Raw genomic sequence first — 14,681 nt, 5'->3', positions numbered from 1 at the left:
TGTATATAAACCAAAAATGTTTAAAAAATTAGCAAAAATAAAATATTTACCAAATAATTTTCAAGTTATTCAGAAGGGGGATTATGTTATATGTGCAATCTCAGGAAAGAAAATTCCCCTTGAGAAATTAACTTACTGGAATGTTGAATTACAAGAGGCATATTATTCTTACAAAGAGGCAACTATTAAAAGAGAAAATAGTTAAATTATTTCCATCTGTTATGGGACCATATCCACTGATGAGGATTTCTTAGTATCATTTGTTCTAGTAATTGATTTAACTTCAAAGTTATATTTTCGATATTTTGATCATCTTTAAAAGTTATAGGTTCCATAATTTCTAACAAAAATTTTTCGTCATTTTTTCGTTCGATATAAATCGGGACAATTTTACAATTAAATTTTTTAACAAATTGAGCTGGAATAGTTGTCGTGAAAGCATTCTTATTGAAAAATAAAGATTTAATACCTTGAGAAACTCTTTGATCTATCATCAAAGCTATTGAAGTCCCAGACTTAAAATGTTTTAAAATTTCTTTAGTACCTGAAACACCTTTCTTAATTTGTTTACGACAAATATATTTTTTTCTTATATTTTCCATTAATGGATTTAAAAAATTATTATTTAGTGGTCTATAAATGGCTGCTACATCAATTCCTGATTTTTCAATATGCATTGCCATTAACTCAAAATTATCAAAATGACCAGATACAAATATTACAGGCTCATTAGAATTTTTAATTTCACTTAATATTTCTTGACCTTTTATATTCAAAAATTTTTCTGACTCTATTTCTCTAAATTTTTTAATAAACATATATTCTGCCAAAATTTTTCCGTAACTTTTCCACATCTTATTAGCAATTTCTTTTTTGGACTGATTATCGTGATTTGGAAATGCAAAAGAAATATTTTTTTCGATTATTTTTTCTGATCTAAAAAAAGGACCAACTATTGAAAATAATTTACTAGCTAAGATTCTAGATAATTTTAAACCTATGATCTTAAATATAATCAAAAGTAAACTAATAAAAAAAAATTGAAAGAGATATTTTATTGGTCTCATATTAACTTTTTAATAATTCAATTAATTGATTTTCATTTTGAATAATTAAATCAATTGATAAAAACTTAATTTCTTTTTTGAATTTTTCTGGGATTTTCATATAATCTTTTTCAGTTGTTAAAATTTGTAAGTTTTCATTTTTCGCTTTATCTATAATCTTTTCAAAATCATTAGACTTATATCTATAATGATCTGGAAAGATGATTTCTTCTTTAACATTAAATTTATTCTCTATCAAAATATCTTTAAAATCAGATGGATTACCTATTCCTGAAAATATCAAATATTTTGAATTAGAATCATATTCTTGAATGTTTAAAATTTTATAATAAGTCTTAAAAATATTTATATTAGAATTAATTTTTTTGATTTGATTTTCAATTTTTTCAAAATTATTTGAATAACCATTTAAAAATACAGCATCAAATCTTTTTAAACTTGAGATCTTTTCTCTCATTGGTCCAGCAGGAATTAGTTGACCATTTCCAATCCAACTTTTTGACTTAAAACATACAAATTTAATATCAAAATCAATCTTCATTTCCTGTAAACCATCGTCAAATATCAGATAATCAAAATTTTTATTTATGCCTTGTTGAATAGAGTCTTTTCTTAATTTTGTAATTATTACATTCGTTTTTTGTTTTAACAATAATTGTTCATCTAGCTGATCAGAGTAATCTTTTTTTACTGTTGCAACTCTATAATTTAGATTTTTTAAAATTTCATAAATTTTAATAGTTAAAGGTGTTTTTCCAGTACCCCCTATATAAATATTACCAATACATATAGTTTTAATTTTAGATGATTTTTCTTTTTTAATAAATTGGAATAAGAAATTTCTTAACAAAATTGGCAGTGAAAAAGGAAGTAATATGTAAGAAACTAAATTTGGTTTTGACTGTTCCCAAAAAGAAGGTTTTTTTAAATTCATAATCTATTTAAAATTAAATTTATTTCTTGAAAATTTTTTTTTAAAATTTTTTGACCAATAGAATTTATTTTGTCTTTTATATTTTTTTTTGTTTTTTTTGATGCCAAAAGCTTATCAAGAATATGGGTAATTTGATTCATGTTTGAAATTTGTGTTGATACCTTTTGATTACCTAAAAATTTGTAAATTTCCTTAAAATTAGAAATATTTGGACCATGTAGAATATTGCAATTATATCTAACGGCCTCTAAAGGATTCTGTCCACCATGATTTATCAAAGATCCACCTAAGAAAATGTTGTTTAATATTGAATAAAAAGATTTGGTTTTACCAAAAGAATTAACCAAATAAATATCTGTGTTTTTATTAATTTTAGACTTTGGTTCATGAGTGTGAACTTTTAAACCTAAATTCGATAACTGTTCTTTTATTTGATCTTCTCTTTCTATGTGTCTAGGAATAATCACTGTTAAAAGATTTTTATATTTTTTTTTTAATTTATTATGAATTATTCCAACAAATTCTTCTTCAGAATTATGCGTACTTGAGGCGCACCAAGCTGTTCTTTTAGATATAAATTTAATAGTCTGATTATCGATTTCAATTTTTTCATTCTCAGACTGAGAATACTTTAAGTTACCAAAATATTTTACATTATTTGTACCTAGTCTTTTTAAAAATCTAACTGTCTCTTTATTTGCAGATAAACAGAGTTCAAACTTAGTAAAAATAAATTTTGAAAAATTTTTTAATTTAATCCATCTTTTGAAAGATTTTTGAGTAATTCTTGCATTAAGTAAAACTGTTGGGATTTTCTCTTTATTTAAGTTTATTAACATGTTTGGCCAAATCTCTGAGTCAATAAAAAAAGCCATGGAAGGTTTCCAATGTTTTATAAATTTTTTAACAATTATATTACTATCTATTGGAAAAAATTGATGAGTTATTTTTTTTAATTTAATTTTTGAAATTATCTTAGATGAGCTTAAAGTGTTTGATGTAATTAATATTCTATCAATTTTTTTTGATTTTTCATATTTTTCTAGTAAAGGTATTATACTTTGAATTTCTCCAACACTAGCACCATGAAACCATATTAGTTTTTTTTTTGTATTATTTTTTTGAAAGAAGCCAAGTTTTTCTTTAAATCTTTGTAAATCTTCCTTTTTTTTTAATAATCTTAATAGAATAATTATAGGTGATAAGATTAAAATTAAATTAATAAAAATTCTGTAAATTAAAACCATTAAGATCTTTTTATCTGTTTTTCATAAAAATTTTTATAGGTTTCAGAATTTTTAACTAAATCATCATGTTTTCCATGGTCTATAACTTTACCTTTATCTATTACATATATTACATCAGAATTTAATATTGTCGAAAGCCTATGAGCAATAACGATAGTGGTTCTTCCTTTAGTTAAAAAGTTAATTGCTTTTTGAATTTTACTCTCTGTTTCTGCATCAAGAGATGAAGTTGCTTCGTCAAGCAATATAATAGGACTCTTTTTTAGTATTGCCCTAGCTATTGATAATCTTTGTTTTTCACCACCTGAAAGTCTGGTACCATTTTCTCCAATTATAGTATCGTATTTATTTGGTAATTTTTCTATAAATTCACTAGCGAATGAGTATTTTGCTGCCTCTTCGATTTCATGCATTGAAGCATTTCTATTGGCGTAAGCTATATTATTAAAAATTGTATCATCAAATAAAGTAGTATCTTGACCTACTAAAGATATATTTTGCCTTAAAGAATAAATCGAAGAGTTATAAATTGATTGGTTATCAATTTTAATATCTCCAGAGTTTGCATCATAAAATCTTGGAATAAGATTTAAAATTGTGGATTTTCCTGCACCACTATGACCAACCAAAGCTGTCATTTTTTGACCAGGAATATTAAGATTGATTGAATTCAAAACTGTCGAATCGTTAGAAGTATAATTGAAATTTACTTTTTGAAAATCAATTTGAGCTTTATCAATAATTAACTTTTTTGAGTCTTTTTTATCTCTAACTTCTGGAATATAATCAATTATTGGAAGAACACTTTTTGCACCAGCAATACCTTGTTGAAAAGAAATGTTCAAGGTAGCTAAGGATCTAACAGGTTGATAAGCTAGCATCATTGCAGCTAAAAATGAAAAAAAATTACTTACTTCAAGTTCGTTTTTTGAAATCAATATTGCTGATAAATAGATTAAAACTGCTATCATAATACCAGTTAGAACCTCCATTATTGGGGAAGCTCTTACATAAATTATATTTATCTTTTTTGAGTCTTCTTTAACATTTTCAAGCAATTTATCTGCTCTTTCGATCTCATACTTTTCATTTTGAAAAACTTTTGCAAGCTTATGATTTTTTAAAATTTCCATTAGATATGAATTAAGAATACCAGCTCGTTTCATTTGTAAAGTTGAAACTTTTCCTATTCTTTTTCCAAGAGATTTTGCAGCTACTGAGGCTACAGGTATCATTATTATTGCAAATAATGACAAAATCCAATTCTGATAAAACATTACACATAACAAACCAATTAAAGTTAAAGTGTCTTTAAAAAGGTTTAAAATTCCTGTGCTTACAAGAGCAGTAATCATCCCAACATCATTAGATAAGTTACTTATAAATTTTCCAGAATGTTTATTTTCAATTAATTTAGTATCTGCATTTAACACTGATGAAAAAATATCTCTTTGTATGTCTCGTGTCACATCAACCGATACTCCAATCATTATTACCTTTGCGATGTACAAAGAGGCGCCTTTTACCGCAAAAGCCAAAATAATTAGTGCGGGTATAATTAAAATTAAATTTTTCTTCTGTTCAATAAATAATTGTTTTATGGCTGGATCTAATAAATAAGCAATTGATGAAGTGCTACCTGCTAATGTAATTGTAAAAATAACTGAAATTAATATTTTCTTTACATATTTCTTCGTATAATCTTCATAGAGTCTTTTTAATATTTGGAAGTCAGTCATTTATATTTTACCACCTATTAAACTTACAAAAACCAATAAACCTAAAAAATTATTTGATTTAAAGATTTTAAAACATTTTAAACTGTCTTTTATATCAAGTTTTCTAAGCTGAAAATAAAACATTTGTAGTGCGATTAATATGTATATTGAATAAAAAAAACTATTTAATTCCATAATAAAACCCGTGATTAAAAGATTTAGTAAAAAAACTAAGTAGCATAGAATTAAAAATTTTTTTGGGCTTTTTTTAAATTTTATTGATGTTGATTTTAAACCTATTATTTCGTCATCTTTAATATCTTGATATCCATAAATCGTGTCATAACCCAGTGTCCAAAATATGGCTCCAATGTAAAAAACCAGTGGCACTATATTTATTGTTGGATTTATTGATGTCCAACCGAGAATTAAACCGTAATTAAATGTTACGCCTAAAAAGAGTTGAGGCCAATAAGTGTATCTTTTCATTAATGGATAGGTAAATGCAAGCGGCATAGAGGCTAATGCAATTACTATTGTAAAGTAATTAAAATTTATAAGAACTAAAAAAGCTAATAAACAAAGTATTGCAGCGCAAATAAATCCTTCTGTAACAGATACTTTTCCTGAAGCTATTGGTCTATCTTTAGTTCTGAAAACTTTTTTATCAAAATTCCTATCCAATATATCATTTACAATACATCCTGCGGATCTCATAAGTACTGATCCAAGAAAAAAAAGTAAAAGATAAAAGAAATAAGTATTAAGATCTTTTGAAAAATCAAAAACTATGGTTAATCCCCAAGCACAAGGCCAAAAAAGCAGCATATAGCCAATAGGTTTTTTTAGTCTTGTTAGCTCTATAAATAAGTTTATTTGCTGCATAAATTTTACTTGTAAATAACAAAGCCAAGATTGATAATCAAACTGATTCGTATGAATATAGATTACACAGTAACCGCACTAATGTTTCCAGCAATTCCTCTAATAATGGGAGTGTATAGTAATAGATTTCATTCTTTAAGTGCTTTAATTAGAGAACTACATGATGAACATGTTTATGAAAAACATGTCCCCCCAGAATGGAAAAAACAGTTTATAAACTTAAGTGGAAGAATAACGTTATTAAGATGGTCTATTATGTTTGGAGCGTTTGGTTTTTTATTTAATATGCTCACAGTGTTAGGTTTATATTTAGATGAGATATTTATAGCTAGAGTAATTTTTGGATCATGTTGTTTATCGATGATGATTTCAATAATTTTTTTTATTAGAGAGATTCATGTCTCTACTAATGCTTTACGACTTCATATGTCAGATATGGATGTTAAATTAGATTAAGGAATAATAATGGCTGGACCCAAAATTCTTCTATTTTCTAAATCTTGATGAGCTTTAACTATTTCATTTAAAGAATACTTCTTAAAAATATTGAGAGTAAATTTTTTAGATATATACATTTCAAAAACCTTTTTCGCTGCTTCATCAAGTTCTTCTTTTGTAGATGTATAATGTGCAATACTAGGTCTAGTTAAATACAATCCTTTAGGTGCTAAAGATTTAGTGACATTACATGGATCTAAAGGACCAGAAGCATTCCCAAATGAAACCATCATTCCTCTAATTTTTAAACACTCAATTGAACCATCAAAAGTTTTTTTACCAACTCCATCATAAACAACTGGGACACCCTCTGCATTAGTTATTTCTTTTACCCTCTTGGCAAAATTTTCTTTTGAGTAATTTATTACATGAGTGCAACCATTTGCTTTTGCAATATCTACTTTTTCATCTGAGCCTACAGTCCCAATTACGGTGCAACCCAAGCTTTTTGCCCATTGACAAAATATTTGTCCAACCCCTCCAGCTGCAGCGTGAAATAATATAGTTTCACCAGATTTTACTGGATATGTTTTATGTAAAAGATAGAAAACTGTAAAACCTTTAGTCATTAAAGTAACAACATTTTCTAATTCTATTTCATTCGGAACTTTTACCAATTTCTTGGTAGGAAAAATTCTATGAGTTGCGTAAGAACCAATAGGCATTGATGCGTAAGCAACTCTATCTCCAACATTAAAGTCTTTTACATCTGGACCAATTTTTTCAATTATACCTGCGCCTTCAATTCCAATATTTGATGGTAATTCAACAGGGTAAAGGCCCGATCTATGGTAGGTATCAATGTAATTCAAACCAATAGCCTCATTTTTAATTAGAACTTCACCAGATTTAGGTTCACCTAATTTAATATCTTTTAACTCTAAAACTTCTGGGCCACCATTTTTTGAAATTGTTACTGCTTTCATTTTACAAATGTACCATTATGATAATCCTGAACAGCTTGCAAGATTTCTGCCTTAGTATTCATCACAAAAGGTCCACCTCTAGCTATTTCTTCGTTGATAGGTTTTCCTGATATAACCAAAAATTTTGCGTCTATTTGAGCTGTAACTTTTAAATCTTCACCCTTTGATAGTAAAATTAAAGTACTATCTTTGACTTTATCATGTTTTTTTTCACCAATTTTTATTTCACCATTAATTAAATAGATAAATGTATTGTGAGTAGATGGCAGGCTATAATTAAATTCTTTGTCTTTTTTTAACTCTACATCAAAGTATGTAGGTTCAACATTATGTTTCTTAACTGGACCCTCAGCTTTTTCAAATTTACCAGCTATAACTTTAACTTGCTTATCATTATCTTTATGAACACTCATTTTATTTGCATCAATATAAATGTATTCTGGTTTACTCATTTTTAATTTAGCTGGCATGTTAATCCACAATTGAAATCCATGAAGTTTACCTTCTTTCATTGCTGGCATTTCAGAGTGAATTATTCCACTCCCAGTTTTCATCCATTGAACATCACCAGCAGTCATTCGACCTTCACCACCTGTGCTGTCTTTATGTTCAAAATCACCAGCTAGCATATAAGTTACAGTTTCAATTCCTCTATGTGGATGTGGGGGGAAGCCAGCAATATAATCTTCACTGTTTTCAGAACCAAACTCATCTAACATTAAAAAAGGATCAAAATAATTTGGTTCTACACCAATGCTTCTTTTTAACTTTACACCTGCACCATCAGATGCTGGAATTGGATCGATAATTTTATCTACTTCAATTGTCATATGCTTTTAGATTAATTGTTAAATCTAAATTTTCAATATTACTTTTTGTTATGTGAACCGTCACAAAAGGGTTGATTGTTAGTTTGTTTACAAGCGCAAAAAAACATTTTTTTTGTTGCTTCAGCTTTGTATACAACAGGATTAAATTCAGAACCTTTATGTGAGCTATCACAAAAAGGTTGTTTAGAACTTTTACCACAACTGCACCAATAATAAGATTTTCCTTCTTCAACATCTACTGGAATTGCACTTTCTCCTGCTCTTTGTCCTTTAGACATGTTCCCCTTTTTTCATTATTTAAATTAAACTTGTAAGTTCATTTAAACTCTTAATTTGATTATTAGGTTTATAATCAAGATAGTCAAATATATTATTATTTCGATTTACCCATACAGCGTTATATCCATAATTTCCTGCACCAGACACATCCCATGTGTTTGCACTTAAGAAAGCAACTTCATTTTTTTTAATTTCATATTTTTTTATAGGAAGGTCATAGACTTTTGAGTCTGGTTTATAAATTTTAACTTCTTCGATTGAAAATAAGTCATCAAATAAATTATCTAAGTTATTACTCTTGACCAATTGATTTAAGAGAGAAGGTGTTCCATTTGAAAGTATAGCTAATTTAAAATTCTTTTCTTTTAATTTTTTTAAAGTCTCTGGAACTTCTTGAAAGGGTGAGAGGACTTTATATAAATTCAATAATTCATTTTTCATTTTAGGATTTATATTAAAAGCTATCATAGATTTATCTAAGCTGTCCTCAGTTATTTGCCAAAAATCTTTATGTCTTTTCATTAAACTTCTAAGCCAAGTATATTCTAGCTGAGTGGTTCTCCAAAAGTTTGCAAAAGGCTCCCATTTATCTCCAATTTTATCTTTACATTTTTCAGCAGCAGAATTGACGTCAAACAATGTGCCATAAGCATCAAAAATTATTGCTTTAATATTTTTCATAAATTAACTTAACATAAATGAGTAATATAAGATTATTTTTTTCAAATATATTATCAGCCGACTTGACTGATAAGTTGGATAAATCTCAATCACATTATTTAATAAAAGTAATGAGAGTTAAGGAAAATGAAGTTTTTTCTTTATTCAATAAGGAAGGAGAATGGGAAGCAAAAATTTTAGGAATATCAAAAAGTATCGTTGAGTTTAAAACCACAAAACAATTAAGACAAAAAGAAAATGCCAAAGAATTATGGCTAGCATTTTCTCCAATCAAATCAAACTATCAGAATTTTATGATACAAAAAGCAACAGAGCTTGGGATAACTAAATTTTTACCAATTATTTTTGATAGAACAGTTGTAAGAAAAATTAATAAAGAGCGTTTAGAAAAAATAGTTATTGAAGCAAGCGAACAATCGTATCGGATGAATGTACCTTTAATTGAAAGTCCCCAAACCTTAGATAGTTTTTTAAAAAAAGACATGATGGACTTAATATTCACAGATTTAAACTCAGATAATATCAAAGTCGATAAATCAAAACTCACAGACAAGCCAGTTTGTATAATCATAGGGCCAGAAGGTGATTTTTCAGAAGCTGAAAGAGACAAGATTCTATCTTTTAAAGGCGTTCAATCAGTCAAAATTAATGAAAATATTTTAAGATCAGAAACAGCCGTCATATCTGCGATTTCGATCGTAAACTATGTTATTAATTGATAAATTGTCGCGAAAACTAAAGTGTAATTTTTACAAAAGAGCTTTATATAGCTAATAAAATGAAAAAAATTTTATACATATTTTCTGGAATTTTTATATCAAAAAATGCTTTTGCTAATCAGCCAAGAGATTGGCAATTAGGATTTCAAGAAGCTGCATCAGAAACTATGAGAGATATTGTAAACTTCCATGATAAATTATTATTACCTATAATTGTTGCGATAAGTGTTTTCGTTTTATTTTTGATGGCATACGCCTGTATTAGATTTAGAGAGTCTAGAAATCCAAATCCATCAAAAAGAACTCATAATGTTGCCGTAGAAGTTTTGTGGACACTGATTCCATGTTTTATATTAATTGTGATCGCTGTTCCTTCATTTAAAATTTTATATAAACAAGACCAAATTCCTAAAGCTGATTTAACTATCAAAGCTATAGGATACCAATGGTATTGGGGGTATGAGTATCCAGATGAAAATGTTATTTTTGAGTCGTACATGATTGAGGAAAAAGATTTAAAAGCAGATCAACCGAGATTATTAGCTGTTGATAATGAAGTAGTTGTTCCAGTTGGTAAAGTAGTAAAAGTATTAATTACAGCAAACGATGTTTTGCATGCATGGGCTTTACCATCATTTGGAGTTAAACGAGACGCAGTTCCGGGAAGAATAAATGAAACTTGGTTTAAAGCAGATAAAGAAGGTACATATTATGGTCAATGTTCTGAACTTTGTGGAATTAAACATGCATTTATGCCAATTGCTGTAAAAGTTGTAAGTGAAGAAGAATATGAACAGTGGTTATTAGAAGCTAAAATAAAATTTGCCAAAGAAGAAATTATGAATGATAAAATTAAAATAGCGAGTAGATAATTTATGTACACACAAACATCATCTCCTGACGATCATCACATACCAACAGGATGGAAGCGGTGGGCTTATTCAACAAACCACAAAGATATTGGAACAATGTATTTAATTTTTGCTATTGTTGCCGGAGTGATCGGGACTGCATTTTCGGTTTTAATGAGAATGGAATTAATGCATCCTGGCGATGGAATTTTGGGAGGAAATTATCATTTATATAATGTATTAGTAACGGGTCATGGGTTAATCATGATTTTTTTTATGGTTATGCCAGCAATGATTGGTGGCTTTGGTAATTGGTTTGTGCCGATAATGATTGGTGCACCAGATATGGCATTTCCAAGAATGAATAATATTTCTTTCTGGTTACTTCCAGTTTCATTAACATTATTAATTCTCTCTATTTTTGCTGATGGTCCCCCGGGCGCTCAAGGAGTTGGAGGAGGGTGGACTATATATCCCCCTTTATCTTCTAAAGCAGGACAACCTGGACCAGCAATGGATTTGGCAATTTTAAGTTTACACTTAGCTGGAGCTTCCTCAATACTAGGTGCTGTAAATTTTATAACTACGATTCTTAATATGAGAACACCGGGCATGACTTTACATAAAATGCCGTTATTTGCTTGGTCGATTTTAGTAACAGCTTTTTTATTATTACTTTCTTTACCAGTTTTAGCAGGTGCCATAACAATGTTATTAACAGATAGAAATTTTGGAACTGCCTTTTTTGAGGCTCAAACTGGTGGTGATCCAGTTTTATTTCAACATTTATTTTGGTTTTTCGGTCACCCAGAAGTTTATATTTTAATTCTTCCAGGTTTTGGAATGATTAGTCATATAGTTTCTACATTTTCAAAAAAACCAGTTTTTGGCTATCTGGGAATGGCTTATGCAATGGTTGCTATTGGAGTAGTTGGTTTTGTTGTATGGGCTCATCATATGTACACTGTGGGATTAGGTACAGACACAAAGGCTTACTTTTTAGCAGCAACTATGATTATTGCAGTGCCAACAGGTATTAAAATATTTTCATGGATTGCAACAATGTGGGGTGGTTCTATCTCATTTAAAACACCAATGATGTGGGCCTTAGGATTTATCTTTATGTTTACTGTTGGAGGAGTAACAGGAGTTGTTTTGGCAAATGCTGGAGTAGATACTGCAATGCATGATACATATTATGTAGTTGCTCACTTTCACTACGTTTTATCTTTAGGGGCAGTTTTTGCGATTTTTGCAGGTTTTTATTATTGGTTTTCTAAAATGACTGGTTATGAGTACTCAGAGTGGCTTGGTCAATTACATTTCTGGCTAACATTCATAGGAGTAAACTTAATCTTCTTTCCACAACATTTTTTAGGATTAGCAGGTATGCCAAGAAGATATGCTGATTATCCTGATGCATTCGCAGGATGGAATTATATTTCATCTATTGGATCTTATATTGCAGTGGCTGGTTTATTGGTATTTTTTGTGAACTTGATTTATGCATTTATTAAAAAAAGAGCCGCAGCACAAAATCCTTGGGGTGTTGGAGCTACAACTTTAGAGTGGACTGTACCTTCTCCACCAAACTTTCATACTTTTGATGAATTACCAAAGTTTGAAGATGATCAAGAAGCTCAAAAATCACATACCTAACTTTTTATAGTTAAAAACTGATGAATAATTTAAGACTAAAAAATAAATCTTTAAGTCAAGAAGACTTGTTTAATTTTTCAGAGTTGTTCAAGTTAATGAAGCCTAGAGTTATGTCTTTAGTAATTTTTACTTGTGCTGTGGGATTATTAACTGCGCCAGATTTAATATCTACAAAAGAAGCTATTATAGGAATTTTATTAGTTTCGATAGGTGCTGGAGCAGCAGGAGCATTAAACATGTGGTATGAGTCCGATCTTGATGCTTTAATGACAAGAACTTGTTTAAGGCCGATACCGACTGGAAAAATTAACAGGAATCAAGCTCTTATTTTTGGTGTAACATTGTCAATAATTTCAGTTGTTGCTTTGGATTACTTCACTAATAGAATTTCAGCAGCTATTCTACTTTTGACAATTTTATTTTATGTATTTGTTTATACAATTTGGTTGAAAAGAAGAACACCACAAAATATTGTAATAGGTGGTGCTGCAGGAGCATTTCCACCAGTAATAGGCTGGACAATTGCCACAGGATCTTTATCTATCGAACCAATATCATTTTTTCTAATAATATTTTTTTGGACACCCTCACATTTTTGGGCTTTAAGTCTTTATAAATCAAACGATTATAAAAAAGCCAATATTCCAATGCTCCCATTAACAAATGGTGTGCAAAGTACTAAATTAAATATTTTCATATATTCTTTATTGATGGTGCCCGTTATTATTTTTCCGTACTTTATAAACTTTGTTGGATTTGCTTTTTTGCTACCAGCTTTAATTTTAACCCTATATTACAATTATTTATGTTATGAACTTTATAATTATAAAAAAAATAAATTTGATTCAAAAAAAGCCAAATCGATATTTGGATATTCAATACTATATTTGTTTTTGATATTTGTGTTTTTTTTGATTGATAAGATTTTATGATAACACCAGATAAAAAGACAAAAAAAAAAAATATATTTACGGCTTTAGCAATAATCGCTTTTATGATTTTTCTTTTCTTCTTTACTTTATATAATACAGGTGTATTTGATAGAAATATATGATTCAGAAAAAAAACTTAACTCCATTAATATTAGCAGGAATTTTTTGTATCATGCTCGGATTATCTTATGCAGCGGTTCCTCTGTATGATTTATTTTGTAGAGTAACTGGTTTTGGTGGAACTACTCAAATTTCAAATAAAGCTCCTAAAATAGTTTTGAATAAAGTAGTTAGTGTTAGATTTGATACCAATGTAAATAATTTACCATGGGATTTTAAGGCGAAAACAAACGTTATTGATGTTAAAGTAGGGCAAGTAAACAAGATTGAATTTGAAGTGGAAAATTATAGTAATGTGTCCACAGCAGGTGTTGCAAGTTTTAATGTTTCACCATCAAGTTTTGGAAAATATTATAGTAAATTGGGATGTTTTTGCTTTGAAAAACAGGAATTAAAAGCTGGAGAAAAAGCAACTTATATTATGACTTTTTATTTAGATCCCGAAATGGTTAATGATCCTACAACAAAAAATTTAGAGGATGTAACTATGTCGTATACTTTTTTCTCGACAGATTACTATAAACAATCATAATTCAAAAAATGTCCGGTGAAAAAAAACACGATTATCACTTAGTAGACCCAAGTCCTTGGCCTATATATGTATCATTTTCATGTTTAGTATTAGCTCTAGGCTCTGTTTATTACCTTCACTCAGGTGTCTCATGGGGCATGTATTTAGGTTTTGCTTTATTAATTTATGGAGCGTACATGTGGTTTAGAGATGTTGTGATAGAGGCAGAACATCAAGGACATCATACACCAGTCGTACAAATACACCATCGTTACGGTATGACTTTGTTTATAGCTTCCGAGGTTATGTTTTTTGTGGCATGGTTTTGGGCCTATTTTGATGTAAGTCTTTTTCCAAATGAATTTGTAGGTAACGTGTGGCCGCCAAAAGATATTGAAACTTTTGATCCATGGGATATTCCATTAATTAATACTTTGATATTACTTTTATCTGGAACAACTGTTACATGGTCCCATCATGCTCTTTTAGAAGACGATAGAAAAAGTTTTATACAAGGCTTAGTTTTAACTGTAATTTTGGGAGTCTGTTTTACAGCATTACAAGCTTACGAATATCATCATGCAACATTTGCATTTTCAGATCATATATACGGTTCAGTATTTTATATGGCTACAGGATTTCATGGCTTCCATGTGATCGTGGGCACAATTTTCTTGGCTGTATGTTTGTGGAGAGGAAAGTTAGGTCATTTTAACAAAGACCATCACTTTGGTTTTGAGGCGGCAGCATGGTACTGGCACTTTGTTGACGTAGTTTGGCTATTCTTGTTTGCTGCTATATATATTTGGGGAAGCTAATTTTGA

17 protein-coding genes are annotated in these 14,681 nt (G+C 29.0%); 8 read left to right on the top strand and 9 right to left on the bottom strand.

Annotated elements, in window-relative coordinates:
* Positions 1-16 precede the first annotated feature (16 nt).
* On the top strand, positions 17-205 hold the full coding sequence (locus AMN70_RS05080; protein ID WP_075502411.1) for a DUF2093 domain-containing protein: 189 nt from the start codon (positions 17-19) through the stop codon (positions 203-205).
* Between the two features lies 1 nt (position 206).
* On the opposite strand, the gene AMN70_RS05075 is transcribed toward AMN70_RS05080, so the two are convergent.
* Genes AMN70_RS05075 through ubiA form a run of 5 tightly spaced genes read right to left on the bottom strand, consistent with a single transcriptional unit; the run spans position 207 to position 5,851 of the window.
* On the bottom strand, positions 207-1,067 hold the full coding sequence (locus AMN70_RS05075) for a lysophospholipid acyltransferase family protein (RefSeq protein ID WP_075502409.1): 861 nt from the start codon (positions 1,065-1,067) through the stop codon (positions 207-209).
* A 1-nt stretch (position 1,068) separates the two neighbouring features.
* Positions 1,069-2,001: a tetraacyldisaccharide 4'-kinase gene (gene lpxK, locus AMN70_RS05070; protein ID WP_075502407.1), complete on the bottom strand. Its 933-nt coding sequence runs from the start codon at positions 1,999-2,001 to the stop codon at positions 1,069-1,071.
* Positions 1,998-3,248, bottom strand: coding sequence for a 3-deoxy-D-manno-octulosonic acid transferase (locus AMN70_RS05065; protein WP_075502405.1), 1,251 nt, complete (start codon positions 3,246-3,248; stop codon positions 1,998-2,000). Before AMN70_RS05065 ends, lpxK begins: the two co-directional genes overlap by 4 nt.
* Complete coding sequence (locus AMN70_RS05060; RefSeq protein ID WP_075502403.1) at positions 3,248-4,987, bottom strand: ABC transporter ATP-binding protein; 1,740 nt, start codon at positions 4,985-4,987, stop codon at positions 3,248-3,250. Before AMN70_RS05060 ends, AMN70_RS05065 begins: the two co-directional genes overlap by 1 nt.
* Positions 4,988-5,851, bottom strand: a complete 864-nt coding sequence (ubiA, locus tag AMN70_RS05055; RefSeq protein WP_075502401.1) for a 4-hydroxybenzoate octaprenyltransferase — start codon at positions 5,849-5,851, stop codon at positions 4,988-4,990. It lies immediately after the preceding gene.
* A gap of 51 nt (positions 5,852-5,902) precedes the next feature.
* Between ubiA and AMN70_RS05050 the strand changes: the two genes are divergently transcribed.
* Positions 5,903-6,307 carry a DUF2721 domain-containing protein gene (locus AMN70_RS05050; RefSeq protein WP_075502399.1) on the top strand — a complete coding sequence of 135 codons (405 nt, stop codon included), beginning with the start codon at positions 5,903-5,905 and terminating at the stop codon, positions 6,305-6,307.
* On the opposite strand, the gene AMN70_RS05045 is transcribed toward AMN70_RS05050, so the two are convergent.
* The 4 genes from AMN70_RS05045 to AMN70_RS05030 are packed head-to-tail and all read right to left on the bottom strand — an operon-like array spanning position 6,304 to position 9,065.
* The gene (locus AMN70_RS05045; protein WP_075502398.1) at positions 6,304-7,275 is read right to left on the bottom strand and encodes a quinone oxidoreductase family protein; all 972 of its coding nucleotides are present in this window, start codon (positions 7,273-7,275) and stop codon (positions 6,304-6,306) included. The two genes, AMN70_RS05050 and AMN70_RS05045, sit on opposite strands and share 4 nt — an antisense overlap.
* Positions 7,272-8,105 carry a pirin family protein gene (locus tag AMN70_RS05040; RefSeq protein WP_075502397.1) on the bottom strand — a complete coding sequence of 278 codons (834 nt, stop codon included), beginning with the start codon at positions 8,103-8,105 and terminating at the stop codon, positions 7,272-7,274. The genes AMN70_RS05045 and AMN70_RS05040 overlap by 4 nt, the downstream gene beginning before the upstream one ends.
* A 38-nt stretch (positions 8,106-8,143) precedes the next feature.
* Entirely contained in the window at positions 8,144-8,383 is a 240-nt protein-coding gene (locus AMN70_RS05035; RefSeq protein WP_075502395.1) for a CDGSH iron-sulfur domain-containing protein, read from the bottom strand.
* A gap of 19 nt (positions 8,384-8,402) precedes the next feature.
* Positions 8,403-9,065, bottom strand: coding sequence for a haloacid dehalogenase type II (locus AMN70_RS05030; protein WP_075502393.1), 663 nt, complete (start codon positions 9,063-9,065; stop codon positions 8,403-8,405).
* Positions 9,066-9,082: 17 nt separating this feature from the next.
* Between AMN70_RS05030 and AMN70_RS05025 the strand changes: the two genes are divergently transcribed.
* From AMN70_RS05025 to AMN70_RS04995, 6 genes are all read left to right on the top strand, one after another.
* A complete protein-coding gene (locus AMN70_RS05025; RefSeq protein ID WP_075502391.1) occupies positions 9,083-9,784 on the top strand; it encodes an RsmE family RNA methyltransferase in 702 nt (233 codons plus the stop codon).
* A 59-nt stretch (positions 9,785-9,843) separates the two neighbouring features.
* Positions 9,844-10,656 (top strand): cytochrome c oxidase subunit II, encoded by an 813-nt coding sequence (coxB, locus tag AMN70_RS05020; protein WP_075502389.1) that lies wholly within the window; start codon positions 9,844-9,846, stop codon positions 10,654-10,656.
* Between the two features lie 3 nt (positions 10,657-10,659).
* Complete coding sequence (gene ctaD / locus AMN70_RS05015) at positions 10,660-12,294, top strand: cytochrome c oxidase subunit I (RefSeq protein ID WP_075502387.1); 1,635 nt, start codon at positions 10,660-10,662, stop codon at positions 12,292-12,294.
* 20 nt (positions 12,295-12,314) lie between these two features.
* The gene (cyoE, locus tag AMN70_RS05010) at positions 12,315-13,226 is read left to right on the top strand and encodes a heme o synthase (RefSeq protein ID WP_075502385.1); all 912 of its coding nucleotides are present in this window, start codon (positions 12,315-12,317) and stop codon (positions 13,224-13,226) included.
* Between the two features lie 118 nt (positions 13,227-13,344).
* Positions 13,345-13,878 (top strand): cytochrome c oxidase assembly protein, encoded by a 534-nt coding sequence (locus AMN70_RS05000; protein ID WP_179850391.1) that lies wholly within the window; start codon positions 13,345-13,347, stop codon positions 13,876-13,878.
* Positions 13,879-13,886: 8 nt separating this feature from the next.
* The gene (locus tag AMN70_RS04995) at positions 13,887-14,675 is read left to right on the top strand and encodes a cytochrome c oxidase subunit 3 (protein ID WP_075502381.1); all 789 of its coding nucleotides are present in this window, start codon (positions 13,887-13,889) and stop codon (positions 14,673-14,675) included.
* Positions 14,676-14,681 lie beyond the last annotated feature (6 nt).

Source organism: Candidatus Pelagibacter communis, assembly GCF_001179925.1.
Taxonomy (GTDB): domain Bacteria; phylum Pseudomonadota; class Alphaproteobacteria; order Pelagibacterales; family Pelagibacteraceae; genus Pelagibacter; species Pelagibacter ubique_E.
The sequence above is the reverse complement of the archived record's forward strand: the minus strand, read 5'-3'. Positions and strand labels throughout refer to the sequence as shown.